At 37.8% G+C, this 25,436-nt stretch carries 18 protein-coding genes; 9 read left to right on the top strand and 9 right to left on the bottom strand.

From position 1 onward, the window contains the following. Window positions 1–153 precede the first annotated feature (153 nt). Window positions 154–2,070: a molecular chaperone DnaK gene (gene dnaK / locus PALI_RS18790; RefSeq protein ID WP_077535125.1), complete on the bottom strand. Its 1,917-nt coding sequence runs from the start codon at window positions 2,068–2,070 to the stop codon at window positions 154–156. A 240-nt stretch (window positions 2,071–2,310) separates the two neighbouring features. Here dnaK and PALI_RS18785 point away from each other — a divergent pair, with 240 nt between their 5' ends. Further along, window positions 2,311–3,126 (top strand): thioesterase family protein, encoded by an 816-nt coding sequence (locus PALI_RS18785; RefSeq protein WP_077535124.1) that lies wholly within the window; start codon window positions 2,311–2,313, stop codon window positions 3,124–3,126. Window positions 3,127–3,327: 201 nt separating this feature from the next. Here PALI_RS18785 and PALI_RS18780 read toward each other — a convergent pair whose 3' ends face one another. Further along, window positions 3,328–4,074 (bottom strand): type 2 periplasmic-binding domain-containing protein, encoded by a 747-nt coding sequence (locus PALI_RS18780; RefSeq protein ID WP_193156588.1) that lies wholly within the window; start codon window positions 4,072–4,074, stop codon window positions 3,328–3,330. Window positions 4,075–4,329: 255 nt separating this feature from the next. Between PALI_RS18780 and PALI_RS18775 the strand changes: the two genes are divergently transcribed. From PALI_RS18775 to PALI_RS18765, 3 genes are read left to right on the top strand one after another with little or no spacing between them, the layout of a single operon-like run. After that, on the top strand, window positions 4,330–5,496 hold the full coding sequence (locus PALI_RS18775; RefSeq protein ID WP_264299783.1) for a paraquat-inducible protein A: 1,167 nt from the start codon (window positions 4,330–4,332) through the stop codon (window positions 5,494–5,496). Continuing rightward, window positions 5,493–7,148: an intermembrane transport protein PqiB gene (gene pqiB / locus PALI_RS18770; RefSeq protein WP_193156586.1), complete on the top strand. Its 1,656-nt coding sequence runs from the start codon at window positions 5,493–5,495 to the stop codon at window positions 7,146–7,148. The genes PALI_RS18775 and pqiB overlap by 4 nt, the downstream gene beginning before the upstream one ends. Further along, on the top strand, window positions 7,148–7,756 hold the full coding sequence (locus PALI_RS18765) for a PqiC family protein (protein WP_193156585.1): 609 nt from the start codon (window positions 7,148–7,150) through the stop codon (window positions 7,754–7,756). Before pqiB ends, PALI_RS18765 begins: the two co-directional genes overlap by 1 nt. Window positions 7,757–7,760: 4 nt before the next feature. Here PALI_RS18765 and PALI_RS18760 read toward each other — a convergent pair whose 3' ends face one another. From PALI_RS18760 to PALI_RS18745, 4 genes are all read right to left on the bottom strand, one after another. After that, window positions 7,761–8,225: a GNAT family N-acetyltransferase gene (locus PALI_RS18760; protein WP_226894586.1), complete on the bottom strand. Its 465-nt coding sequence runs from the start codon at window positions 8,223–8,225 to the stop codon at window positions 7,761–7,763. A 218-nt stretch (window positions 8,226–8,443) separates the two neighbouring features. Beyond that, window positions 8,444–8,599, bottom strand: coding sequence for a hypothetical protein (locus PALI_RS18755; protein ID WP_193157069.1), 156 nt, complete (start codon window positions 8,597–8,599; stop codon window positions 8,444–8,446). 355 nt (window positions 8,600–8,954) lie between these two features. Then, window positions 8,955–11,837 carry an insulinase family protein gene (locus PALI_RS18750; protein ID WP_193156584.1) on the bottom strand — a complete coding sequence of 961 codons (2,883 nt, stop codon included), beginning with the start codon at window positions 11,835–11,837 and terminating at the stop codon, window positions 8,955–8,957. Between the two features lie 368 nt (window positions 11,838–12,205). Then, the gene (locus PALI_RS18745; RefSeq protein ID WP_193156583.1) at window positions 12,206–12,952 is read right to left on the bottom strand and encodes a peptidylprolyl isomerase; all 747 of its coding nucleotides are present in this window, start codon (window positions 12,950–12,952) and stop codon (window positions 12,206–12,208) included. Window positions 12,953–13,190: 238 nt separating this feature from the next. On the opposite strand from PALI_RS18745, the gene PALI_RS18740 reads away from it, so the two are divergent. Both PALI_RS18740 and ushA read left to right on the top strand, forming a co-directional pair. Beyond that, on the top strand, window positions 13,191–13,361 hold the full coding sequence (locus tag PALI_RS18740) for a hypothetical protein (RefSeq protein ID WP_167368296.1): 171 nt from the start codon (window positions 13,191–13,193) through the stop codon (window positions 13,359–13,361). Between the two features lie 92 nt (window positions 13,362–13,453). Continuing rightward, window positions 13,454–15,085 carry a bifunctional UDP-sugar hydrolase/5'-nucleotidase UshA gene (gene ushA, locus PALI_RS18735; protein ID WP_193156582.1) on the top strand — a complete coding sequence of 544 codons (1,632 nt, stop codon included), beginning with the start codon at window positions 13,454–13,456 and terminating at the stop codon, window positions 15,083–15,085. Between the two features lie 167 nt (window positions 15,086–15,252). On the opposite strand, the gene PALI_RS18730 is transcribed toward ushA, so the two are convergent. Together PALI_RS18730 and PALI_RS18725 are read right to left on the bottom strand one after the other, a co-directional pair. Then, a complete protein-coding gene (locus PALI_RS18730; RefSeq protein WP_193157051.1) occupies window positions 15,253–16,197 on the bottom strand; it encodes a hypothetical protein in 945 nt (314 codons plus the stop codon). Then, on the bottom strand, window positions 16,190–17,068 hold the full coding sequence (locus tag PALI_RS18725) for a substrate-binding domain-containing protein (protein ID WP_193157050.1): 879 nt from the start codon (window positions 17,066–17,068) through the stop codon (window positions 16,190–16,192). Before PALI_RS18725 ends, PALI_RS18730 begins: the two co-directional genes overlap by 8 nt. 239 nt (window positions 17,069–17,307) lie before the next feature. On the opposite strand from PALI_RS18725, the gene PALI_RS18720 reads away from it, so the two are divergent. From PALI_RS18720 to PALI_RS18710, 3 genes are all read left to right on the top strand, one after another. Beyond that, a complete protein-coding gene (locus tag PALI_RS18720) occupies window positions 17,308–18,174 on the top strand; it encodes a S1/P1 nuclease (RefSeq protein WP_077535115.1) in 867 nt (288 codons plus the stop codon). Window positions 18,175–18,207: 33 nt separating this feature from the next. Continuing rightward, on the top strand, window positions 18,208–21,387 hold the full coding sequence (locus tag PALI_RS18715) for a TonB-dependent receptor (RefSeq protein WP_193156581.1): 3,180 nt from the start codon (window positions 18,208–18,210) through the stop codon (window positions 21,385–21,387). Between the two features lie 335 nt (window positions 21,388–21,722). After that, window positions 21,723–24,839 (top strand): TonB-dependent receptor, encoded by a 3,117-nt coding sequence (locus PALI_RS18710; protein WP_193156580.1) that lies wholly within the window; start codon window positions 21,723–21,725, stop codon window positions 24,837–24,839. 51 nt (window positions 24,840–24,890) lie between these two features. Here the strand turns inward: PALI_RS18710 and PALI_RS18705 are convergent, their stop codons facing one another. After that, window positions 24,891–25,322: a MarR family winged helix-turn-helix transcriptional regulator gene (locus tag PALI_RS18705; RefSeq protein ID WP_193156579.1), complete on the bottom strand. Its 432-nt coding sequence runs from the start codon at window positions 25,320–25,322 to the stop codon at window positions 24,891–24,893. Between the last annotated feature and the right edge of the window lie 114 nt (window positions 25,323–25,436).

Below are 25,436 nucleotides of genomic sequence, written 5' to 3'. Positions count from 1 at the left end.
CGATAAATCGCATCGATTTATCATTGAATTTTTGAACCTTAAACACATGCAAAAGGCGCGACAAGCTATTGCTCGCGCGCCTCAATTGTTCATCCTAACCTAAACATCTAACGTAGTTAAGTGTTTTTGGTTAGCAAGAAGCGGTAGCAACAATTATTTGTCGTCTTTCACTTCTTCAAACTCTGCATCAACAACGTCGTCATCTTGCTTAGCTGATTGCTGTTGTTCGCCTGCATCTGCTGAACCTTGCTGCGCTTTCGCTTGTGCAATTTCCATCAGTTTTTGAGATTTTTCAGCAAGCGCTTGCGTTTTAGCTTCAATCTCTTCTTTATTGTCGCTCTTAATTGCAGCTTCTAAATCTACAACAGCCGCTTCAATCGCTTCTTTGTCTTCGCTTGGTAATGCATCACCCGCTTCTTCGATTTGCTTACGCGTACCGTGAACTAAAGCATCAGCTTGGTTACGAGCAGCAACAAGTTCTTCAAACTTTTTATCGTCTTCAGCATGTGCTTCTGCATCACGAACCATCGCTTCAATCTCGTCATCGCTTAAACCAGAAGATGCTTGAATCGTGATTTTTTGCTCTTTACCTGTATCTTTGTCTTTAGCAGATACATGTAAGATACCATCGGCATCAACATCAAATGTTACTTCAATTTGCGGTGTACCACGTTGTGCTGGACGAATACCTTCTAGGTTAAATTGACCTAGAGATTTATTGTCGCTTGAACGTTTACGCTCACCTTGAAGTACATGAATTGTTACAGCAGATTGGTTATCTTCAGCTGTTGAGAACGTTTGCGATTTCTTAGTAGGAATCGTCGTGTTTTTCTCAATCAATGCCGTCATTACTGAACCCATAGTCTCAATACCTAGAGATAATGGAGAAACGTCTAGTAATAGTACATCTTTAACGTCACCAGCAAGTACACCACCTTGAATCGCTGCGCCTACGGCTACTGCTTCATCAGGGTTAACATCTTTACGAGGTTCTTTACCGAAGAACTCTGCAACGATTTTTTGTACTAAAGGCATACGTGTTTGACCACCAACAAGAATAATGTCGTTGATGTCGCTTACTGATAAATCTGCATCAGCAAGTGCACGTTTAAGTGGTTCAATTGTTTTAGTTACTAAATCTTCAACTAAAGACTCAAGCTTAGCGCGTGTTAGTTTCACGTTCATGTGCTTAGGGCCAGATGCATCAGCAGTTACATACGGAAGATTTACTTCTGTAGACTGTGCAGATGAAAGTTCAATTTTTGCTTTTTCAGCAGCTTCTTTAACACGCTGCATTGCAAGCGGATCATTTTTTAAATCTAAGCCTTGATCTTTCTTGAATTCAGCTACTAAGTAGTTGATTACACGGTTATCGAAATCTTCACCACCTAAGTGAGTGTCGCCGTTTGTAGCAAGTACTTCAAAAGTGTGCTCACCTTCAACTTCATCAATTTCAATAATTGATAAATCGAAAGTACCGCCACCTAAGTCATATACTGCAACTACGTTTTCGCCACGGTTTTTATCCATACCATAAGCAAGTGCCGCAGCCGTTGGCTCATTGATAATACGTTTAACTTCAAGGCCCGCAATACGACCAGCATCTTTCGTTGCTTGACGTTGTGAATCGTTAAAGTATGCAGGTACTGTGATTACGGCTTCTGTTACTTCTTCACCTAAGAAGTCTTCAGCTGTTTTTTTCATTTTTTTCAGTACTTCAGCAGAAATTTGTGGTGCAGCGCGTTTTTCGCCGCCCGCTTCTACCCATGCATCGCCATTGTCGGCTTTAATGATTTTAAACGGCATGATGCCGATGTCACGTTGAACTTCTTCGTCTTCAAAACGACGACCAATTAAACGCTTAATTGCAAACAAGGTATTTGTCGGGTTAGTAACCGCTTGACGTTTAGCAGATTGACCTACTAATGTTTCACCGTCTTGCGTATAAGCAATGATAGACGGGGTTGTGCGATCGCCTTCCGCGTTTTCAATAACACGTGCTTTGCCACCATCAAGTACTGCAACACAAGAGTTTGTAGTACCTAAGTCAATTCCGATAATTTTACCCATGAAATTTCTCCAACTTCAATATTCGTTAATACGTTCGATGACTAGTAAATAGGGTTGCTGCAAACTTATTTCAACTGTAAAAATGAAAAAAAACTCATTTTTTTTAATTTATTTACAAAATGACCTTAATAATTGTAAGGAATGATGATTTTTACACCGCTTGGACTGCTTTTAATTACTGGTCTGACTAGTTTTGTTATGTTATAAATTTATTAAATCGCACTTTAAAAGGACACCTTTATGCATTTTGAACAATTACTTGAGCAAGCAGCAAAGATAGGCAACACTAAAAACACTGAGCAATTAATATCTACAATGCAGTTCCCCGAAAATTGGTGTCAGGGCAGAACCGCATTTGGCGGGCTTTCAGCTGCGCTGTTATATCAAGCAATAAGAGGTAAAGTAACAGACGATCGTCGACTGCTTTCACTCAGCACCAATTTTGTAGGGCCATTACTTGCCGATACCCCTTTTTCTTTATCCGTAGAAATACTTCGACAAGGTAAAAGCAGCACGCAGGTGTTAGCTAAAGCAATTCAAAATGAACAAGTATGCGTAATAGTGCAGGCATGTTTTGCCAAAAGTAGGGAGTCAGCTATTAACGTTCCCGTCTCAAAGTCAATTAGTTTGAAACCCGTTGATGAACGCTACACATTACCTTTTATAAAAGATCAGATGCCTGAGTTTTTTCAACATGTTGATTTGTGCCCACAACAAGGCGGCATGCCATTTAGTAGTGCAGAAACCTCTCATTTAGGTGGCTGGATGCGCTTTAAGCACACCCCAAAGCAAATTACAGAGGCCCATGTAATTGCATTGACTGATGCTTGGCCGCCAACACTTTTACAAATGTTTAAACAACCCGCTCCGGCAAGTAGCATGTCGTGGTATTTGGAGTTTGTGCAAGAGCCAAACTTAGCACCTGGTGAATGGCTTGGCTTTGAAGCTATTACGCATCATTCAAAAGATGGTTACGGCTTAGAAGATGGTTGTATATGGTCACAATCAGGTGAGTTAATCGCTCTTACGCGCCAAACAGTGGCGTTATTTGACTAGGGCGTGTTGACCTTCGTGGATTGAAATTTGTTCAACCTAGGGGCGATTTAATCGCGGCGCGAGGTTTGTAACCTAGTGGGCTCGGTAACTGCTCCTGCGTTACTCTAATGGCTTACATCCCTGTAAGAATAAGTGAAAACTGAACAACAAAGAGTTAATTGCCCCTAGAAAGAACCCAAAGGGCAGCGTAATTAACCTTGATTAATTTGAAACTTCAGGGTTTTGTGCATATTGCGCTTCAAGGTTTATTAAAATGCTGTGGTATTGGCCATTTTCAATAATATTGGTCAATCCCTCATCAAATATCTCTTGTAAAACTTTACTATTAAAATAAGCCGGTCGTGGTGCTTCTGGGAATATCGAATGAATCGCAACATGCGATGTTTCATTGGTTTGTCGATACTCATTTAAATAGTATAAAAATATACGTTTATCTAAAATAATCGTGTCTACCCACCCTTTCATTAAATGATCTACCTGTGCTCTTTGATTTATCACTTCCTCATAAGAGCTAACCTTATACAAAGCCAATTTGAATGAGTGCGGTAAGTAAGCTGGCGCATGTTGAAACGCCAATATACTTTTTTCTGACAAATCATACACAGAATTAATTGTGTAGTTGTTTTTGAGTAGGCTGATAACCACATTTTGATAATTCAAAATACGCTTACTGACATAAATACCAGGTAAATAAAAGTTAGAATGATTCATTGCCACATCAATAGCACCATTGTTTAACTGGTACTCCGCGCGTTTATTCGACATATATTCGATTGAAATATTATTGATACCTTGATTTTTAAATGCGGCTTTAATAATTTCTAATTGGATACCTGAATCATTTTTTTGTATTACGTAGGGAGCAACATAAGGACTGACGGCGATGATTATACTGTCGGACTTTTGTACGCTACTCGACTGTGCCAAAGCCTGTAATTTAGTGCTCATTAACAGGGCCAAAACGATTAATAGGTTTTTCACTGTCGATCCTTTGTATTTTTACGCATATGAAATATGTTTAAGCGAGTCTTTATCCACCGTAAAATTGAATTTTTGAACTGACTCTTGATTGAACTAGTTTGTATTTACACTCAATTTATAGCAAAATTAAATCACTCTACTTAGCATTAGGCTCACACATTGCAAACTGTATGCCCTTGTTGCGACCTAATTATAGATATACCTCGCATAATCGCAAAACAAATGGCGCTATGTCCGCATTGCCACCATAAACTTTGTCAAGCTGATATGAATAACGATAGCCGCATTGTAGCCCTCAGTTTTAGTGCTTTATTAATGCTGCTAAGCAGTATGTTTTACCCTTTTATTTCTTTTAGTAGCAGTGGAATAACGCAAACGATTACCCTGCCCGACGCGGCCCGAATTTTATTTAACTATGACAGTGAACTGCTTGGTCTATTTATAGATTTGAGTATTATTGCCCTACCAATGGCTTTATTGCTTATTTTAATACCTTTGCATCTTGGGCTCTTAAATACTCTCCCAGAGGGGATTGCCAGACGACTATTAAAATTTACCCTTGCGTTAGAGCCTTGGATTATGTCGGAAATATTTTTGATCGGTGTGCTGGTTAGCATGGTTAAGATTATGTCGTTAGCCGATATTAGTTTTGGTACAAGTTTCTGGGCGTACGTATGCTTTGTAATTTTGTATATAGCCGCGCTTGCTCATTTAAACCGGCCACGTTTATGGGCACAAATAAAACCAGTAAAAATACTGACAGGGGCTGAACATGCAAAACGTGCAATTGATGAAAATATTAAAGCATGCCATGTGTGTCATCAGCTATGTACAAGCAATATTTGTCAGCGCTGTCACACTAAAACATATGTACGAAATCCATATAGCGTGCAAAAAGCCGTCGCTTGGTTAATAACCTCTGTTGTGTGCTACATTCCAGCTAATATTTTACCTATAATGCACACAACGAGCTTAGGTGATGAGTCTCCTTCCACATTAATTGGTGGTGTAATCACACTATGGAAAAGTGGCTCGTACCCTATAGCCGCTATTATATTTTTAGCCAGTGTCGTTGTGCCACTAGCAAAAGCATTCGTTCTAAGCTTTTTATGCTTTATGGTTACACGGCCAGCAAACAGGCACACGAAAGGGTATACCCGCATTTATCAATTAACTGAATTCATAGGTAAATGGTCTATGATAGATGTATTCGTTGTCGCTATTTTAGTTGCCTTGGTTCAATTAGGTAATTTAATGTCGGTAACCCCAGGATTAGGCATTGTATTCTTTACGGTTATGGTAATATGCCAAATGATGGCAGCGCATGCCTTTGACCCCCGTTTATTGTGGGATTCACCTAAAAATAAAACCTCAGAGAACAAAGCATGACCGAGATTGCTGAAGTAACAAAAGAACCAAAAATTTCCGCTATCTGGATCATTCCTGCAATTGCGCTGTTAGTTGGCATGTGGATGTTATATCAATACCAAGCGAATAAAGGCCCAACTATTTTTATCCAAATGCCACAAGCAGAAGGTATAATTGCAGGTAAGACTGAAATTAAAGTCCGCAGTGTAAAGATAGGTCAAATTGATCACGTTCGTTTATCCGACACTCAAGATAGCGTCATAGCAAGTGCTCAAATAGATAAAAATTATAATAACTTATTGACTGACGACGCTAAAATTTGGGTTGTAAAACCCCGTATAGATGAAACCGGCATCAGTGGCATGAGTACACTTTTATCGGGTGTTTACTTAGAGTTTTCACCTGGTGAAAGTAAAAACGTGAAACGTACTTTCACATTACAAGACGAGCCTGCTTTAATTGGTAAAGATGTTAAAGGCGGGCGCTTTAAGCTCCTTAGTTATAATGCCGAAGTACTGGATGTAAGTACGGGAATATTTTTTAAAAACTACAAAATAGGTCAAATAGAGACTGCTGTATTTGATTGGGAAAATCAAGCAATGAAATACGGGGTATTTATTAATGCACCTTATCAAAACTTGATCACAACAAACTCCATTTTTTGGGTAAATGCAGGTATTCAAATTGACCTATCTGCCGATGGTATCAATATTAATACAGGCTCTTTAAGTAAACTTTTAAAAGGCGGTATATCGGTTGGTTTACCTGAACAACAAACCCCTGGAGAAATAGCCCAAGATGACCATAGCTTTTCATTGAGTCAAAGCTATAAAGAGGCACTTGAAGAGCGTTTTTATGATTTTGATTACTTCCTCATTGAGTTTGAACAATCAGTACGCGGTCTACGCTCAGGTGCGCCTGTCGAGTATCGGGGTATGCGTATTGGTACCGTTGTAGAAGCGCCTGCTAACGTTATTATTAATGGAAGACCCGCTCATTTTAGAAATCACAATACGGCAGTTCCGGTACTCATAAAAGTAGAATACGGACGCTTATATCACGACAGTGCTTCAGCCAAAGAGTTTTGGCGAGGCAGTCTTGATGGCTGGATTGAAAATGGTATGCGCGCTTCGTTAAAACCTGGCAATTTATTAACAGGTGCAGTGTATGTTGATTTTGATATATATCCTGATGCCCCCAAAGCCTATTTAGGTAAACTTGTGCAGTATGATGTTTTTCCAAGTGTGTCGAGCGGTATAACGGTACTCGCTGACCAGGTATCCGATGTACTAAATAAAGTCAATAACTTAAAAATTGAAGATAATCTAGCGCAGATGCAAGCGACATTTACAGACTACCAAGCACTGGCGAATGAAATGCGCGAATTATTGAGCCAAAAAGATACACAAAACTTACCCGGTGACTTTAATCGTAACTTCGAAAAAATGACAAAAAGCATGGTGCAATTTGAAATCACCATGCGCCAATTTGATAAAACAATGGCCAGTTATCAAGCAGGCTCTGAGCTTCATCATCAAATACAGCAAACTCTAAAAGAATTTAAACGTTTAAGCGAAGGGCTGCAGCCATTGACTCGCGGCTTAAATGAGCAACCAAATATGCTGATTTTTGATAAGTCATTGCCGGCTGATCCAAAACCAAGGAAACGATAGTGAAATCATTATTTTTAATTACAAACTTATTGTTACTACTCGCTGGTTGTAGCTCATCAATACAAACCGCGACACAGTATTACCAATTTGAACAACCTATTGGCGAATCATCAAGAAACGTGAGCGAGACAGATGCACAATTAAGGATACAAACCGTTGTGCTTAGAGGGGCTTTAAATAACGTGGGTATTGCTATGAAATTAGACAGTAACCAAATTCACGCTGCTAATTACAACTTGTGGGGCGAATCGCCAGATGTGATGTTAACTGCTTCAGCGCAACAAACTCTTTTTACTGCCATGCCAAATTGGATGGTAATAAAAGGGTTACCGGTTATCACCGAGCTCGATCAGCAAACATTTTATGAACTTGAGTACGAAATACACCACTTTAATGGTGATATGCAAGGCAATGCTGATATTTCGGGGCTTTGGCGTTTGTACTATACACACCCAGAAACCGGACGACGCCTTGTAAGCATTCATAATTTTTCAAATGTAGTGGCTATTGATGATGACGGCTATGACGGTTTGGTATCAACACTTGAAAAAACATGGCTAAATATTAATCTAGCTGTTGCAAAAAAAATAGAGCACGCAAGGCTTTAATTATTTAACCTGAGCTCTGGTTATTTAGTAAAAATACGTTAACGGCGGTTTTATCGTTATTAATAACTACCACACCTACTTTACTAAATCCCAGCCTAGCTAACACATTTTGCGATGCCATGTTGTCCGTTGAAGTTATGGCACTGAGTTGTGTTATCCCTAACTTATGTATATTTTGCACAAGTACATTAGCCGCTTCAAAAATATAACCCTTTTTTTCAAAACCGCTTACAAGCGCAAAGCCTAAATCTGGATATTGTAGTGCCGAGCGTTTATAAAGCACCACGACGCCTACAACAACATCGTTATACAAGGTTATAATGTAAGGCCCAAAGCCTTGATTTTTATGAGCTGCAATAAATGACTGCTCAATATAATCTTTTGCATCATCCAGCGTATAAATTGCTTTGTCACCAATGTACTTTATAAAATCAGCCTGATTAACTAGGGCGTGTTGACCTTTGTGGATTGAAATTTGTTCAATCTAGGGGCGATTAAATCACGGCGCGAGGTTTGTAACCTAGTGGGCTCGGTAACTGCTCCTGCGTTACTCTAATGGCTTACATCCCTGTAAGAATAAGTAAAAACCGAGCAACAAAGAGTTAATCGTCCCTAGAAAGAACCCAAAGGGCAGCGCATGTTTGGTGTTTATGCTGCGTTATCGCCTATTTATGGGGAATAACCACACTACATAGGCTCTGCCTTGCCTAAAAACCAAACAGTCTGCTGCAAATTCACCCACCAAAGATCAACACGCCCTAGTCTTAGTAGCACAGCTGCATCACTTGCATTTGCATGGCGCAACAGTAATCGGTTTGTTTTAAATACTGCATTCAATGTCAATCCCTCCTTTCTATTATTTGAAGCAAGCCCTTTGATTTAACATAATTATTTATGTCTTTTCGCGTGTCAAAACTAAAATACTTATACCAATCTGCTTATATATGGGGTCTATTTAACGTTAAGAAAATTACGCTAGAACTAGGCAAAAATTTTTGTATCTAGTTGTTCTAAATGAAAAATTTTTAACGACGTTATAGTGCAATTTAACTCGTTAAATTGATCAAAGATTTATGCAGTTTGGTACTAAACCTTCAGGCTTTTGCCACACAGCTAAGCAACTGCTTTATAGCTATAAAATAAAAACCCAGTGTATAACTACACTGGGTTTATTTTTAACGCGTTAATAGTTAACTAGCTACTTTTGTAGTTTTATACCTTTGTAATAGGCATCAAGCGTTGTGATTTTAGTTTGATTTGGTAAATCGGCAAAATCACTTTCAATAAACTTCGTACCGCGTAACTGCACATTTAAACGGGCGGCATTAGGGTTAAGCATGGTTTGCTTATAGTAATCTTTTATGTCAGCAAGCGTTACTTTTTCAACTTCGTTAATCAGCTTTTGCTTAGAATCAAAGTTAAAGTTTTCACGGTACCAATCACTTATAAGCGGGCCCATTTCATCACTTAGGTTCTTAGGTTGCTCTTTGAGGGATACAAGCGTTGCGTTTTTAAGTTGTGCAAAGGTTTCTTCAGTCATGTTATCTAGCTCAACTGCGTATTCTTTTTTAAACTTATCAAACCTAGCTTGAATCTCTTTTGGCCCTTTAACCGGCGTTTGAATAAATAAACCAATTGCAGAGTACTCTTCAATTGGGCGCGCTAATGCCCCTACTGCGTATGCAAGTTGCTCTTCAGTACGCATTTTGTCAAATGCGATATTACTAAAATGGCCTTGTAGTATTGCAGCCTGTGCTTTTTGTTTATAGCCTGGGGTTGGATTTATTGTCATGTCAACGACGGCAACATCGGCTACATCTATATCTTTTTGTAGAACAAGCGTTTCACCCGCTTGCGGTAACCATGCTTTACTGCGAACAAAATCAGTATGTTTATGATTGTTAGGTAAAATAGAGGCTAGCTCACCCGCTATTGCATCAATATCTTGCTGGTTATAATTTCCGTAACTAAACACACGTAAATCATTATTTGCCAATGTGCTTTGTTTTAATTCATTAAAGCTTGTTAAGGTAAGCGAATTTGCCGTTTTAATAAGTGCATCTGTATCAAAACTGCCTGTACGAATTAGTTTTGAATATTCACCAAAAGCTTGTGCGTATGGAAATTGCTTTTGCTCATTTAGTAAGTCTCGCTTAAAACGGTCAATGGCTTGATTGAAAGCTTGCGCTGTAATATGACTATTTAGCCCCCTTAACGCTTGCTTTAGAAGAACGTTTTGCTTATCCGTAAAACCACTCATCGATAAAACAAGTCCGTTACTAGGCACAAGACTCACACTCATACCCGCAACAGCTGCTTCAGTGCTTAGCTGGCTTTGTTGAATATTGTATAAATCAGCCCAAACAGAATACAAAACTTCCGCCTTAATATCGCTCAAACCAGATTCTGTATTTATGTACACCTCAACCAAACCTTTTGGTTGTTCAGCAAATTTTTGACTTGCTTGGCGCCATACTTTTACACTATTTTTATCGTAAGCCAGCTCAGGGTGTTTTTGCTCTTTAAATGCATGCGTTTTGATTGCAAAACTTTCTGGTAATAAATTATTAACGCTTGGCAGTACAAGCATAAACTCACTTGGTTTATTCCAGCTGGCGATTTCTTGTTCGCCAATATCACTAATACGGTATTTACCATCGTAAAAATGTAGCTTCGAATCTGTTTCTTCTTGCTGTGAAATATACCAAATGCGAAGCGTATCGGCATTTAACTGCTCTAATACTTTATTTACCGCATCAGCATCAAACTTCGCATAATGATAAGGCGCATTAATCGCGTGATTTAAAGGATAATCTTGCATGCTTTGCGTAAGTGCGCTGACATAATTAAACTCATCACCTTTTTCTAAAAACTTAAACTGATTACTGAGTGACGTGCGAATTTCGTTAAAGTATTTACTGTCTACGCCTTCACGTTTAATTAAATCGATGTACTGCATAATAGTTGCGACAATCATTTCGCGATTCTTCATACCTTCATCTGTCAGCTCTACATTTACACTTAATGACCCGTAGTTACCATATTGATTAGGTGCTGATGAAGCTGAAAGCTGAGATACCCAACCTTTGTCGCGAAGCAGTTGTGCTGGGCTACCTGGCATTTCGTTACTTAATAGATAGGCTACAAAGCGGTTTGGTTTAACTGCAAATTCACTATTATTATTAGCAATAGTGAAATCGAGTTGTAACTGTTTTACATCTTCATTTGGCGCATAAAATACACGCTTACCGCCTGCGTTATCAAAATCAAGTTTTGTTGTCACTGTTGGTTTGTCGATATTTTTATTTTCTATATCAGCAAAGTATTTTTGTGCTTTTTGCTCCATTTCACTTATCGTTAAATTTGAAATAAGCGCAACTTTCATAATATTTGCAGAGTAATATTGATTATAAAAATCAACTGTTTCTTTATGAAGCGAGCTCCCTTCTTTGTCGCCTAATGTCTCTAAGTTACCAATTAAAAAACGATTTGCTGGGTGTTCACCCATCATTTTACGGGCTAATTTAAATTGCCCAAAGAAGTCCATTTCGCGACGCATTGACCACTCAGCATTTACTGCATTTTTTTCTTTATCTGTGTATTCAGGGTATAACTTAGGTGTTTTAAAAAAATCAGCAAAACGGTCTAACCCTTCATCAAACGCATCGTTATTAACTTTAAACATGTAATTCGTAATATCAAGCCATGTATACGCATTGTGCGCCCCCCCGTTTTTGGTCATAAAATCAGAATACCCTTTGGTATCAGGGTAGCGATCAGTGCCTAAAAACAACATATGCTCTAAATAGTGCGCCATTCCCTGTTGCGACATAGGATCGTGTAACAAGCCGACACCAACACTCAATGAAGCTGCTGATTTTTCTGCGCTTGGATCTGAAACTAAAATAACTTCAATATCGTTGGCTAGCTTAAGAGTTTTGTATTGACGATTGTCATTCGAGCTAACAACTAAAGTGTCTGACAGTAAAGAAGCCTGTGGTGCTTGAGAGATAGGAGACGTATTCGAGCAACCGCTTAAAACAGCAAGTGCTATGGCGCTAAAGCCAATAATTTTTTTCATTTTTTTTCCATTTTAAGATAACAAAAATAAATAGCTAATTTAATATACTTAAGGTCGAAGACTAGAAACGCCTTGATAATCGCCCTATAAACGACGACTGTAGTCACAGTCAAATGAAGACGTAATACTTAAATCTATGAGCTTAAATTAACATTATCACCTAACAACAAGCCACTAAATACCATATAGTTATGTAACATATTGTAAAAATGAATACGACGGTGTGATGAGGGATAATTTTGACTCAAAAAATACATTGCGGCTCTATAGCTATCCTTTAGAGAGGGAGTGGTAGAAAATATTAGTAAGGATCCTCGTAAACATACAATACAAGTTTTATGAGCGACTTTAAAGTCGCTCATAAATATTTACTTAACCTGCTTTAACCTAGGTAATACAAGTAAGAAGGCACCTAAAATCCACGCCAGACTACCACTTGAACTGCTATTTGAAGACGATGTGTCTTTTTTAATTAAGGTATTTACTACAGCAGTTAAACCTTGTGATGAATCAGGATCATCATTTACGATTGATATACTTTCAATAGATACCAAATTGGCATTACTCATGGTTGCATCACTGCTTGAGCATTGCGCAGTAGTATAATTAACAACAGGCATTTCTTTACAATGAACCAGCGCAGCTATTTTATCAAGCGTCACTTGACTTGCCGCAGTAATTTGCCCAAACACTGTAAAACCACCATTTTGAGTATCTAGTTTTGGGCTACCTGCGCTGTTGTCAGCCATATTAAAAAACCACTGGCTTGTCGCACTATTTGCATTACCTGATTTCTTAGCCATCGCAATAGTGCCTTTAACATTTGAAAACACAGGCTCATTCACAACGGCTGGTTTAACGGTAATTGGGTCTAGTGAATCAGAAAAAGTAAATCCCCCCCCTTGAATTACAAAGTCATTTATTGAACGATGGATCACCGTTTGATTATACGAACCATCATTAATATAACTTAAAAAATTACTCACTGTTTTAGGGGTTTGCTTATCAAATAAATTGATTTCGATAACACCTTGGCTAGTTTTCATTTCTACAAGAGTTGCGGTACTTGTAAAACTAGCTGTAGCCAATAATGAGCCAATTAAAATTTTTTTCATGTTGTATTCCTGTTTTTATATTTATTTAGGAGAGTGCTTCATGGGCAGAATAATATCAGCCACTTTAAAAATCGATCTAAAAGCGATAATTAATACAAATCATACCGCATTGATAACAACTTAGTTACATTAATATTCTTTTTAGTTATACAAAACCACTAATATGTAACTAAATCATCTTTCCCAGTTCAGTACATTTGTTAATATCAATAAAAATAACAAACCATAGAAAATACCTATGTCTGATACAAACCACACAATTTGTGACTTCGGTTTACACAAAGGCCAAGCTTACACAAAATTACCTGCAAGCTTTTTAACATGGATGATAGCGGCTAAACATCACAAAGCAGAGATCGCGAGCAAAGAATTAAAACGAAGAGAGCGTGCTGCCACTAATTGTAATTAAACGAAAAAATAAATAACTACGTTTTTTTAGCATAAAACTAGTTTAAACTACCCACCTAATAAATTGAGTAGACCTTAATCCATAGGTGTTTTATGCGTATAATTATTTTTTTCACGTTTATTTTAAGTGTACTTGGCTGTACATCTTCAACTTTAGATCCTGTATCAAGTAATTCTTCTACTGAATATTTAACAATACTTCATACTAATGATAACCATGGTCGCTTTTGGCATAATGAGAAAGGTGAATATGGAATGGCGGCCCGTAAAACGCTTATCGACTCATTACGTAATAATGCACAAAAACAAGGCCATGCCGTATTACTGTTATCCGGCGGTGACATAAATACCGGCATACCTGAGTCTGACTTACAAAAAGCAGAGCCCGACTTTAAAGGAATGGCGTTAATTGGTTACGATGCAATGGCACTAGGTAATCACGAATTCGATAATCCTATCGCTATATTAAAACAGCAGCAAAAATGGGTTAATTTCCCCTTCCTATCTGCAAACATTTTTGAAAAATCGACTGGTGAACATGCGTTCGACAGTTATAAAATATTTAAAAAAAATGGATTAACCATCGCTGTGATTGGCCTCACAACAACAGACACAGCCAAAATAGGTAACCCGCAGTACATTGGGCATTTAGAATTTAAAGATCCAGTAGAAATAACAGCGGCCTTAGCAAAAAAAATTAAAGCGAAATACAATCCAGACATCACTATTGCACTTACCCATATGGGCCATTACATAGATGCCCAATTTGGTATTAATGCGCTTGGCGATGTAACGCTAGCTCGCTCATTACCTGCCAATACTCTTGATATGATAATAGGTGGGCACTCTCAAGAGCCTATTTGTATGGCAGGTAAAAATGTCAACGACGATAATTTTAAGCCAGGTCTTGCCTGTAAACCTGATCAACAAAATGGCACATACATAATGCAAGCCCATGAATGGGGGAAGTATGTGGGTAAAGCTGAGTTTAAACTTGAAAATGGTAAATTAACATTACTTGACTACAAACTTATGCCAGTTAATTTATATGTAGATAAAGTACAAGCTGATGGCTCTACCAAAGCAGTATTAGCAAACGAGTACATTAAACCAGACTCAAAACTTGAATCTTTTTTAGCGGTATATCAAGCTAAAGGCGCTAAACAAATTGAAGGTAAAATAGGCGATGTTGATGCTCGTTTAGAAGGCGACAGAAACAAAGTACGCTATCAACAAACTAACCTAGCACGGGTAATCATTCAGGCACAAATGAATACGGTAGGTGCTGATTTTGGATTAATAAGTGGTGGCGGTATTCGCAGCTCAATTGAAGCTGGGGAAGTAAGTTATAAAGACATTTTAAAAGTGCACCCTTTCAAAAACCGTATCACTTATATGGATTGGCAAGGCAGCGACTTATGGAATTATCTAAATGTAGTAACAGCCTTTCCGGCTGATTCTGGCGCTTATTTACAATATCATAAACTATCGTTTGAACGTAAAAATGGGCAACTAATTAAGGTCTCCATTAATGGGCAACCGTTGGACAAAAATAAAATTTATCGCATGAGTCTTAATAGTTACAATGCATCTGGCGGCGATGGATACCCAACGATTACTAAATTGCAAGGCTATGTAAGTACCGATGAAACCGATGCACAAGCACTTAAAAACTTTATTTCTCAAAATAGCCCTATAAAGGTAACTGAGTATTCACCAAAATAAAGGTATGAATTGCTAAATAACCTGAGTTCAGGTTAAATGCCAAGCTGTTTAAGCAAAAAATCTTAGATTGGAAAATCACTCTCTCACGTTATTAAAATTTTACCGACGTTAGAGAGTGATTTTATGCGTTTAATAGCCCAAACACGTATACAGCTTGTTGGACTTGCTTACTTTCCTATAATTTCAATATGTCCCTTATCTATATTGACTAACCCATAACTATGTAATCGTGAACGTGAACCCTCACCATAGGCCTTTGGTGGATAATAAATATCTTTTTGATCAGGATAGTCATTCAGCACTTCATCAAGTGCAGCGCGAATTTCACTTAATGTTTTTTCAAGGCTACTATTAAAATTAGGCCGCTTTCTTACTGTATGCCCTAATTCAACTAACCGATGAAAATACTTATTTGCCAACTCAACAAGCTCATCTGGCACGTTTTTATTTTGATTAAGGACGCTATCACTATGGCGTTCGCAAAATTCAACAAGAGCCAAATAAAAACATAGAGGCTTATTAGCTAAGGACGTCTGCAAGTCAATGGCATAGGAACTAGAGAGTGTTTTACTGTTAAGGTCAATAATAAGTGAAAACGGCGCGTGCTCGAAAGCGTCGTTGCTTAAATTTGGATGCTTTGTATTGTGACTACTTTGAACCAAAATCAATTTTAGCCACATACTCAAGCATATACTCAATACAAAAAGTATTGCAAATACAATAAAGTGGCGTACTGTTATCACTTTATTTTGCGTATTAAATATAAGTAGAACATGCCCATTATTAACGCGTAAATAACTAACGCTCTCATCTAGCGCTAATTTAACCGTTGATTCACTCGCGGGGGTTATATTTTTAAGTGTTACATTGTTATTAGGTAGCAGACCATTTAACTTTTTAATGTAGTCGTCAATGGCTTCTTTATTACCCACATGTTTCAATAATTTATTAGATAAATCCAGAAGTGGTAAATCAAGTGCAACCTGCTTCTCTATTTCATTGATTCTTAGCTTAACTACATCTTGCTGCTTTTGCTTAGCGGAGATATAAAACACGCTGGAAAACATAGAAAATAAGATCAGGGTAAAAACCGGTATAGTCAATTTACTCATCATCCAACTCACCTTTAAAGCTGACGTTTTTAGTCTCGCAGTTCCAGTATGCCTCAACGTCTTGATAATAATGTAGCGCCTGATCTTTAGACATTGCCAATAAGTGTGTTTGAACACTACACAAGAGATCAGTATTTTGTTGCTGCATTTTTAAATACCAACGTGTTCCAGAGACATTATTACTTAACGGCGTAATATAGTTTTTTGAAAAACGCTGTGCGTCACTTTCTTTCCAAAACGAAGCAATAATGTCTACTTGCCCATTAGCCAGTAAATCGCGGAGCTCGTTGTGCGAACGAGCATACGTAACATCTAAATTAGCTAAGTTAATATCTAACTCTTTAAATGTTTGTTTCGGTAAAATATGCCCAGATCGACTTGTAGGGTAATCGAGCAAACCAACTCGCTTATCTAAAAAATACTCTTTTGTTAGACGCGGTTTCTCCCTCGATGAAATAAAAAATGCCGTGTAATCAGCAAACCCAACAACAGGCTGATAGTTATAAGTAGATTCAGCCTTAAACGCGGCCATTATATTATTCTTAGCTAAAATTAAATCTGCAATTCCCTTTCCTACAAACTCAAAACTATCTGCGGTTCTGTAACCCCAGTAACCTATTACTGAGCCATATTGTTTAGCCACAACGTTATCAGAACACAGGTTTTGTGTTAACGATTTTGCTATTTTTTTTGATTGTGTAAAAACTATCAGTTGACCATTATTACTCGTTGCCGTTGTTTGGCATTCGGTTGAGGTTTCAATCATTACCGGAAAATGTAAGTCATCGTTGTCAACAATAAATTGACCGCATATCCATGTAATAACCAGAAATAGAAACAAAAATGTAACAATTGAAGTTTTTTGCAACATGACTTTTTTAAAATTCAACGAAGTGTTACTCAAAATTAAGTTGTTTAACGCATTTGAACAACTTTACTTACTCATTACAACAAGTAATTTTACCCATCAAGCCTAAGCTATTGAATTAAAATGACTATGAATGAGAAATTATGAATTTTATTGAGTCCTTCCTATTAACGTTAAAAATGAGGACAATTGACCGCATTAACTTGTAGCAACGACATGAAGCATTCATTTAGGAAGTCCTAATGCATAACAATTTAAAATACTCGATATCTTCTGCACTGTTAATTAGTGCAATTTTCACAAGCACTGATTCGTATGCTTGGGGCCAAAATGGTCATCGTATTATAGGAAAACTTGCAGAGTCTCACATAAGCGAAACAACTAAAGCAGCCATACTTCCTTTTCTTGATGGTGAATCGTTAGCACAAATATCTACATGGCCTGATGAAATGCGCTCTGCCCCTGGCGAGTTTTGGCAAAAAAAATCTTCTCGCTGGCATTATATTAACGCAGCACCAAATAAAGCATTGAGCCTAAACCATGCACATACGCATGCTAAAGAGTCTGTTAGTAATATTCTTGAAGGCATTCATTATTCAATGCAAACATTGACTGATGCGAAGAGCTCACTTGATGCAAAGCAATTTAGTTTACGTTTTTTAGTGCACTTGGTCGGTGATAGTCATCAACCATTTCATGCTGGCAGAAGCGAAGACCGAGGCGGTAACAAAATTAAAGTTTCTTTTTTTAGAGAAGAAACAAACCTTCATAGTCTTTGGGATACAAAGTTAATCGAAAATCAAAACCTGTCGTATACCGAGTTTGCACAATTTATAGATACCAACAATAGTGAATTAATTGCTGACTATTTACAAAGTTCGCCAACAACTTGGCTTGAAGAATCACGTAATTTAGCAAATAAAATCTACAAATCAACGAACGAAGAAATTGGCTACAGCTACATATACAACAACACGCCGATAGTAAAAACGCGTTTACAACAAGCTGGAATTCGCTTAGCTGGATTACTCAATACTCTATTTGATCCGTCAGCCAAAGAGTTAGAAACAGCACTTAAAATGAATACTGATCAACAAACTGCAAATTAAACTTAAATAACCTACACACGGGAAATCAATATTATGACTAAGCTTCGCCTTTCGAAATTAACTGGAGCCGTAATTTTAGCTCTAGGTGTTTCTACAAGCGCAATGGCTGCTGACACTTCATCTGCAATGCGTGGTAAAATTACAACGCCTTCAGGTGGCAGTGCTGCAAACGTTAAAATTAAAGTTGTTCACCAACCTACTGGTACTATTAGTGAGCTAACAACTAACGAAAGCGGTACGTTTATCGCGAATGGTTTACGTGTAGGTGGTCCATACACGGTAATCATCGATTCTGACACATTCAATGATACTACAGTTGAAAATATCTTCTTAAACCTTGGTGAAACATACCGTTTAAGTTCACAACTGGCGCCATTGAACATTGAAAAAATTGAAGTGTCTGGTTATAAAATAGTTCAGCAATCAGGCGGTTCTAGCAGTACTTTTGGTGCTGACACAATTGAGAATATGCCAAGTTTTAACCGTGATATTAAAGATATTGCGCGCTTAAACCCATTAGCAAGCATCAACGGTAACGGTGAACTAACGTTTGCTGGTAGTAACCCACGTACAAACGGTTTAACTGTTGATGGTATTGGTCAAAATGATGATTTTGGTCTGAATTTTGGCGGTTACCCAACATCTCAGCCTCCTGTAGCACTTGATGCGATTGAGCAAGTCTCTGTCGATGTATCGCCATTTTCTGCATCTAAAGGTAACTTTGGTGGCGGCACAATTAACGCTGTAACAAAAAGTGGTACTAACGAATTCAAGTTTTCAGGCTTTTACGAGATTTCAACACCAGAACTTGCAGGCGATCTTAAAAGCATTCGTGAAGAAGATGACTTGGATGAATTAGGTCACAAAACGTACTCAACAAATAAAGTTGAACCAATTAAAACTGAAGAAAGGTTTGGCTTTAATGTTGGTGGCGCAGCTATTAAAGATGAATTATTTTATTTTGTGAATTACGCTGAGTGGTCAGAAGAAAAAGATTTAGATTATGGATTTGAAGGCTCAGGTGCTGCAAATGAGTTTAATACGTCTGAAGCTAACTATAACCGCTTTATTTCTATTTTAAATAATGAATACGGGTTAACTGATTCATTAGCAGGCGCACCTGAAAATACAAATAAAAATCTATTAGTTAAATTGAGTTGGAATGCAAGTGATGATCATCGTTTAGACTTTACTTACCAATGGCAGGATGATCAAGACGAACGTAATTCTAGCAATGGTGGTAACTCTATAGTGTTACGATCAAATACTTATGCTTATGTTACTAAATTTAATAATTTTGCAACTAAACTTTATTCTGATTGGAACGAAGATTTTTCAACTGAAATTGGTATTTCTTACAAAGATGTTAGCTCTGATAGTGCAACTCGTTCTAACTTAGGTAGTATTTCTGTAGATGAAGATGGCCGAAATGGACCTTCTTATAGCTTTGGTACGGATCAATACCGTCATGCAAATCGCTCTGAAACACAAAATCTAACATTTACATTAGATGCTACATATTTAATGGATGAGCACGAAATAAACTTTGGAGCTCAGTACGAGTCACTTCGTTTGTATAATTTATTTGCTCAAAACTCGCTGGGCTCATGGAAATTCGATAGCTTAGAAAAATTCGAAAATCGTGAAGTTGGTTCATATGATTTCTCTTACCAAAATGCTTATACAAATAACTCTGCTGATACAGCATACGACGTTAGACGTAACCAACTAGCATTGTATATTGAAGATACTTTTTATGTAGGTGATGACTTAGAAGTTACTGCCGGTGTTCGTTATGAGCGCCTATCTTCAGATGACAAACCAACGCTAAATGAGAGTTTTGCTAGCACTTATGGATTTACCAACCAAGAGAATCTTGATGGTTTAGATATTATCCTGCCACGCGTTGGATTTAAATACTATGCAACTGAAGCACTTACCATTAATGGTGGTATTGGTCGTTTCCAAGGTGGTATCCCTAATGTTTGGTATAACAACTCATTCCAAAGTGATGGTATAACCTTAGTATCGGCTCCTAATAATGTAATAAATGATTATTATGCAAATAATCCTGCAGATATCACTAAAGTACCTGATGAAATTAAGAATTCATTAAACCAAGGTGCTGGTAGCGTAGCTTATATCGATCCTAATTTTAAACTACCTTCAAGTATTCGTACCCAAATTGGTTTTGAGTATGATTTTGATTCTGAGTTATTAGGCGACGGCTTTAAATGGCAAGCTGAGATTGCTTACCATAAAAAAGAAAATGAAGCCGTATGGCATAATTCATCTATTAACCCAGTAGGTGTTGCTGCTGATGGTGAACGCGTAATAAACCAAACTATATACAGTGGTTCTTTAAGAGATAATGCTGATATAGAGATGACTAATTCATCAGATGATGGGCGCTCAATCATTATTTCAACTGGTATTGCTAAAGAATGGGATAATGGCTTGTTTGTATCAGCAAGTTATGCGCACCAAGATGTGACTGAATCATCAGCTGGCTCTGCATCTCAAGCCGAAGGGAACTATAAGCACAATATTACTGTAAACCGCAATCAAGATATTGCAGCGCGCGGCTTTTATGAAGTTGAACACAGTTTTAAAATTAATTTAGCATATAACACTGAGTTCATTGAAGGATATGCAACTAAATTCAACGTTTACTTTGAGCGCCGCTCTGGTCGCCCATTTAGTTACACAATGAATATGTATAAAGATGGTCATTTAGGCGATACAAGTACTTTCTTCTCGAATGGTGCTTACTTACCATATATTCCTACAGGTGCAGACGATGCAAATGTAAACTGGGATGAGTCTAAAATGACGTGGGCTGAACTAGAGCCGTTATTAGAGCGTGCTGGTATATCTCAACGCGGAGGTATTTTAGGTAAAAACACCGCGACTCAACCTTGGGTTACTACAATGGATGTGAGTATTAAGCAAGAAATACCTGGTTTTGCTAAAGGTCATAGTGGCGAGGTGTATCTGATGATAGATAATTTCGCAAACCTGCTAAATAGCGATTGGGGTATAGAGGAACGCCTAAGCTACTCTAACCAAACTATTTATGACTTTGGTGGCTTAGATGATCAAGGTAGATACAAGATAGACAATAGCTTCCGAGGTGCCGACGTTCGTAATTACTCACGCATTAGTTCTTCGTCTGCTTGGCAGGCTAAAATTGGCGTAAGCTATAAGTTTTAAGCTGTAACTTTAGGCACATAATAAGCCTTAACTAAGTTATATTAACAACCCACTACAACTTTGTAGTGGGTTTTTTATACCTCAAATTTTCATTTCATATATTTGTCATAAAACCCGCGTAGTATATTTTTTTGCTAAATGTTATCGCACAAAAGCTGTAAATAGTTATAAGCATAACCGCTTATTAAAAAAATATTACAGTTGTATTTTATTTGTAACGAACAAATGAAGTACAATAGCCAAGATGTTTAGTAAATTTAGCGCTTCGCTTTGTTCGCTAAAGCATCAAATATAAAAATATAAAAATTTAATTAATAACTACACGGGAAAATTAAATGAAAACTCAACTTCGCAAAACAGCTCTTTCACTTGCCATTGCGGCATGTGTTGGTGTAAGTGGTGCTGCAATTGCTAACGAAACAACCTCTGCAATTAAAGGTCAGATCACAGGTCCTAATGGTAATCCAGCAGCAGGAACAAAAGTAACAATTTTACATGTGCCTTCTGGATCAGTAAAAACAACGGAAGCAAATGATGCGGGTTATTTTACAGCTAAAGGCCTTCGTGTTGGTGGCCCTTATAAAGTCGTTGTAGATTCAGATGTATACGCAGACCAAGAGTTTAATAACATCATATTAAACATTGGTAACGATTACCCAGTAAACGTTTCTCTTGAGTCACAATCAAGTATGGAACAAATTGTCGTTACGGGTGCTCCAATTAGCTCTATGTCTGGTGGAACTGGTCCTGCGTCTACATTTACGCTAACTGACCTTGAAAATACGCCAGCTATTAACCGTGATTTAAAAGACATTATTCGTATTGACCCACGTATCACAATTGATGATAGCCGTGGTTCAATCAACTGTGGTGGTGGTAACCCACGTTACAACAGCTTAACGCTTGACGGCGTTCGCATGAACGATAACTTTGGTTTAAGCTCAAACGGTTACCCTACTATCCGTGCCCCTTTCTCTTTCGACTCTATTGAACAAGTTTCAGCTGAGCTAGCCCCTTTTGACGTTCAATACGGTGGCTTTACATCGTGTAACATCAACGCTGTAACTAAATCTGGTGGCAACGATGTGCATGGCGCTGTTTTCTTTGATTACACTAGCGACTCTTTCAAAGGTGATGAAATTGAAGGTGATGACGTTGATAACGGTAACTATACTGAAAAACGTTACGGCTTTAACGTAGGTCTTCCACTAATTGAAGATAAACTATTTTTATTCACTTCTTACGAGAAACTTGAAGGTGTTCGTCAGTTTAACTACGACGGCTTAAATACTGGCAGTGTAACAGCCGATGACATTTCACGTATTCAAAGTATTTCACAGTCAATTTATAGCTACGATGCAGGTGGTATGCCATCAAGTATGCCTGTTGAAGATGAGAAAATATTCATTAAATTAGATTGGAATATCAACGAAGATCACCGTGCGAATTTAATTTATAACTACAATGACGGTAACACTATTTCACAATCGGACACAGGTTCTAGCCGTGTTTCTCTATCTAATCACTTTTTTAATGAAAGTTCAGAGCTTACATCAATTATCGGTTCTGTTTATTCCGATTGGTCAGATGACTTCTCTACTGAAGTACGCTTAGGTAAGTCGGAGCTAGACAAAACTGTACAATCTATTGATGCTGCCAGCAGCTTTGGTGAGATGCAAATTCGCACAGCTAACGGTGGTACAGTATTCATTGGTCCAGATGATTCGCGTCAATCGAATGATCTAGATTATGATACGACAACATTTAAAGTGGCTGGTACTTACTACCTAGACCAACATACAGTTACTGCTGGCTATGAGTTTGAAGAGCTATCTGTATTCAATTTATTTGTACAGCATACTCAAGGTGAGTGGCGTTTTGATTCAATAGAAGATTTTGAAGCGGGTCAAGCAGCACGTATTTACTACAACAATGCAGCAGGTACAAACGATCCAAATGATGCTGCTGCGAGCTTTGAGTATGCTCAACATACATTTTATGTTCAAGATGAATATGCATTCTCTGATTTAGATGCAAATATCACCTTTGGTTTACGTTACGATAAATACACAAGTGATGATGTACCTAACTTTAATCAAAATTTCACTACACGTTACGGTTACAGCAACCAATCTACATTTGATGGTATCAGCTTGTTGCAACCGCGCGTTGGTTTTCAGTGGTATGCAACCGATGAGCTCGAAGTACGTGCAGGCTTAGGCTTATTCTCTGGTGGTAACCCTAACGTTTGGTTATCAAACTCATACTCAAACGACGGTATTACAAACATTAGTACACAATTCCGGGGCGTAGATTTATTTAATACAGCCAATGTAAATGGTGGCACACCTGGTTTCGATGTTCCGCAAGAAATGTTCGATATTGTTGCTGGTACAAAAATTGGTTCTGGTGACGCAACTGCTAATGCTGTAGATCCTAATTTCGAAATTCCTTCAGAGTGGAAGTACTCACTTGGTGCAACATACACAACTGAAAACGAGTATGTTATTTCACTAGACTACTTATACTCTAAGAAAAAAGACGCTGCCCTAATGCGTGACATCGCACTTCAGGATTCTGGTGAGGATACATTTGATGGTCGTCCTATCTATAAATCAATTGAAGGTCGTGGAAACGAGTACTTACTAACTAATGTTAATGGCGATAGTGGTGATTCATCTGTTATTTCATTAGCTGTTAGCAAGATGTTTGATAATGGCATTAGCGTCAACTTTGGTTACGCTTACACAGATTCTGACGATGTTAACCCAATGACCAGCTCTGTTGCCGGCTCAAACTACGGTAACATCGCGCTTTCTAACCCAGGTAACCCTGGTGTTGCATCTTCAGATTATGAAATTCCGCATCGCTTTACTATGACGCTTGGTTACAAATATGAGTTTGTAGACGGCTTTGAAACACGCTTTAATCTGTTCGGTGAAGCTTACAAAGGCCTACCTTACAGCTTCACATTTGATGGAAGCGATGGCACTTTTGGTGACAACAACTGGAATGGTAACCGCCAACTATTGTATGTTCCACTTGAAAACGATCCTAACGTTGTTTATAACATGTCAGCTGACGAGATTAATGAATTCAATGATTTCATTTCATCTGAAGGCTTAAAACGTGGCGAAATTACTGGTCGCAACCAACAGAATTCAGATTGGTTTGTTAAGTTTAACTTTAAGATTACACAAGAATTACCAGGCTTTATGGAAGGTCATAAAGGTGAAGCATTCTTCGTAATCGACAACCTTACAAACATGCTAAATGATGACTGGGGCGTACTTAAGAAAGGTCCTTTCGTAGGCGCAAGCATGATCTCAACGTCTTTGGACGACCAAGGTCGCTACGTGTACTCAGACTTTAACGGTAATAACGCAAATACGTCAGTACAAACTGATGCATCTGTATGGCAAATGCGTGTAGGTGTTCGTTACACTTTCTAATTTAATAATTTAAATTAGTTACTATTAAAAAAGCCTACTTTGTGGGCTTTTTTATTCTTTTAATGTGTTATGCAACTTATCAAAAACGCTCATTAATACTGTATATTCCTCTCTACTTAATGAATTTAATAATTTTTTTTCCCACGCGAGCGCATCGGGGGCTATTTGTTGATATATTTCTTGCCCTGCTTCACTGAGCATAAGTAGTACCGCCCGCTTGTCATTCTCATTCAATTGACTACGAATTAAGCCTTTATCTATCAATACTTTTGCAGCACGCGATAACGTCGATTTATCCATATTTGCTTGAAGGCATAAATCCTTTGCGTTGCTTTGCCCATACTGCGCTAAATTAGCAAGTATTCGCCACTGAGGAATAGTTAAACCGTATTTAGTTTGATAAACCTCGGCAAAGTCGTTACTGACACGCGTTGCGATATTGGTTAATTGATAAGGTAAAAACGTTGCTAAATCTATTTGCATTTTCAGGTATTCCAGCTCTGTAAAGTTTACTTATCTGTTCATTTTTATTTACACAGATGCATGTTAGCACATTTGATATTAGTCTCACTTGAGAGTATCTTACCTTAAATAATA

Source organism: Pseudoalteromonas aliena SW19, from assembly GCF_014905615.1.
GTDB lineage: Bacteria > Pseudomonadota > Gammaproteobacteria > Enterobacterales > Alteromonadaceae > Pseudoalteromonas > Pseudoalteromonas aliena.
The sequence above is the reverse complement of the archived record's forward strand: the minus strand, read 5'-3'. Positions and strand labels throughout refer to the sequence as shown.

What these genes read in the sequence shown, in the direction of transcription:
- dnaK (WP_077535125.1), bottom strand. Translation starts at nt 2,070, where the DNA reads ATGGGTAAAATTATCGGAATTGACTTAGGTACTACAAACTCTTGTGTT.
- PALI_RS18785 (WP_077535124.1), top strand. Translation starts at nt 2,311, where the DNA reads ATGCATTTTGAACAATTACTTGAGCAAGCAGCAAAGATAGGCAACACT.
- PALI_RS18780 (WP_193156588.1), bottom strand. Translation starts at nt 4,074, where the DNA reads ATGAGCACTAAATTACAGGCTTTGGCACAGTCGAGTAGCGTACAAAAG.
- PALI_RS18775 (WP_264299783.1), top strand. Translation starts at nt 4,330, where the DNA reads ATGGCGCTATGTCCGCATTGCCACCATAAACTTTGTCAAGCTGATATG.
- pqiB (WP_193156586.1), top strand. Translation starts at nt 5,493, where the DNA reads ATGACCGAGATTGCTGAAGTAACAAAAGAACCAAAAATTTCCGCTATC.
- PALI_RS18750 (WP_193156584.1), bottom strand. Translation starts at nt 11,837, where the DNA reads ATGAAAAAAATTATTGGCTTTAGCGCCATAGCACTTGCTGTTTTAAGC.
- PALI_RS18745 (WP_193156583.1), bottom strand. Translation starts at nt 12,952, where the DNA reads ATGAAAAAAATTTTAATTGGCTCATTATTGGCTACAGCTAGTTTTACA.
- PALI_RS18740 (WP_167368296.1), top strand. Translation starts at nt 13,191, where the DNA reads ATGTCTGATACAAACCACACAATTTGTGACTTCGGTTTACACAAAGGC.
- ushA (WP_193156582.1), top strand. Translation starts at nt 13,454, where the DNA reads ATGCGTATAATTATTTTTTTCACGTTTATTTTAAGTGTACTTGGCTGT.
- PALI_RS18730 (WP_193157051.1), bottom strand. Translation starts at nt 16,197, where the DNA reads ATGAGTAAATTGACTATACCGGTTTTTACCCTGATCTTATTTTCTATG.
- PALI_RS18725 (WP_193157050.1), bottom strand. Translation starts at nt 17,068, where the DNA reads ATGTTGCAAAAAACTTCAATTGTTACATTTTTGTTTCTATTTCTGGTT.
- PALI_RS18720 (WP_077535115.1), top strand. Translation starts at nt 17,308, where the DNA reads ATGCATAACAATTTAAAATACTCGATATCTTCTGCACTGTTAATTAGT.
- PALI_RS18715 (WP_193156581.1), top strand. Translation starts at nt 18,208, where the DNA reads ATGACTAAGCTTCGCCTTTCGAAATTAACTGGAGCCGTAATTTTAGCT.
- PALI_RS18710 (WP_193156580.1), top strand. Translation starts at nt 21,723, where the DNA reads ATGAAAACTCAACTTCGCAAAACAGCTCTTTCACTTGCCATTGCGGCA.
- PALI_RS18705 (WP_193156579.1), bottom strand. Translation starts at nt 25,322, where the DNA reads ATGCAAATAGATTTAGCAACGTTTTTACCTTATCAATTAACCAATATC.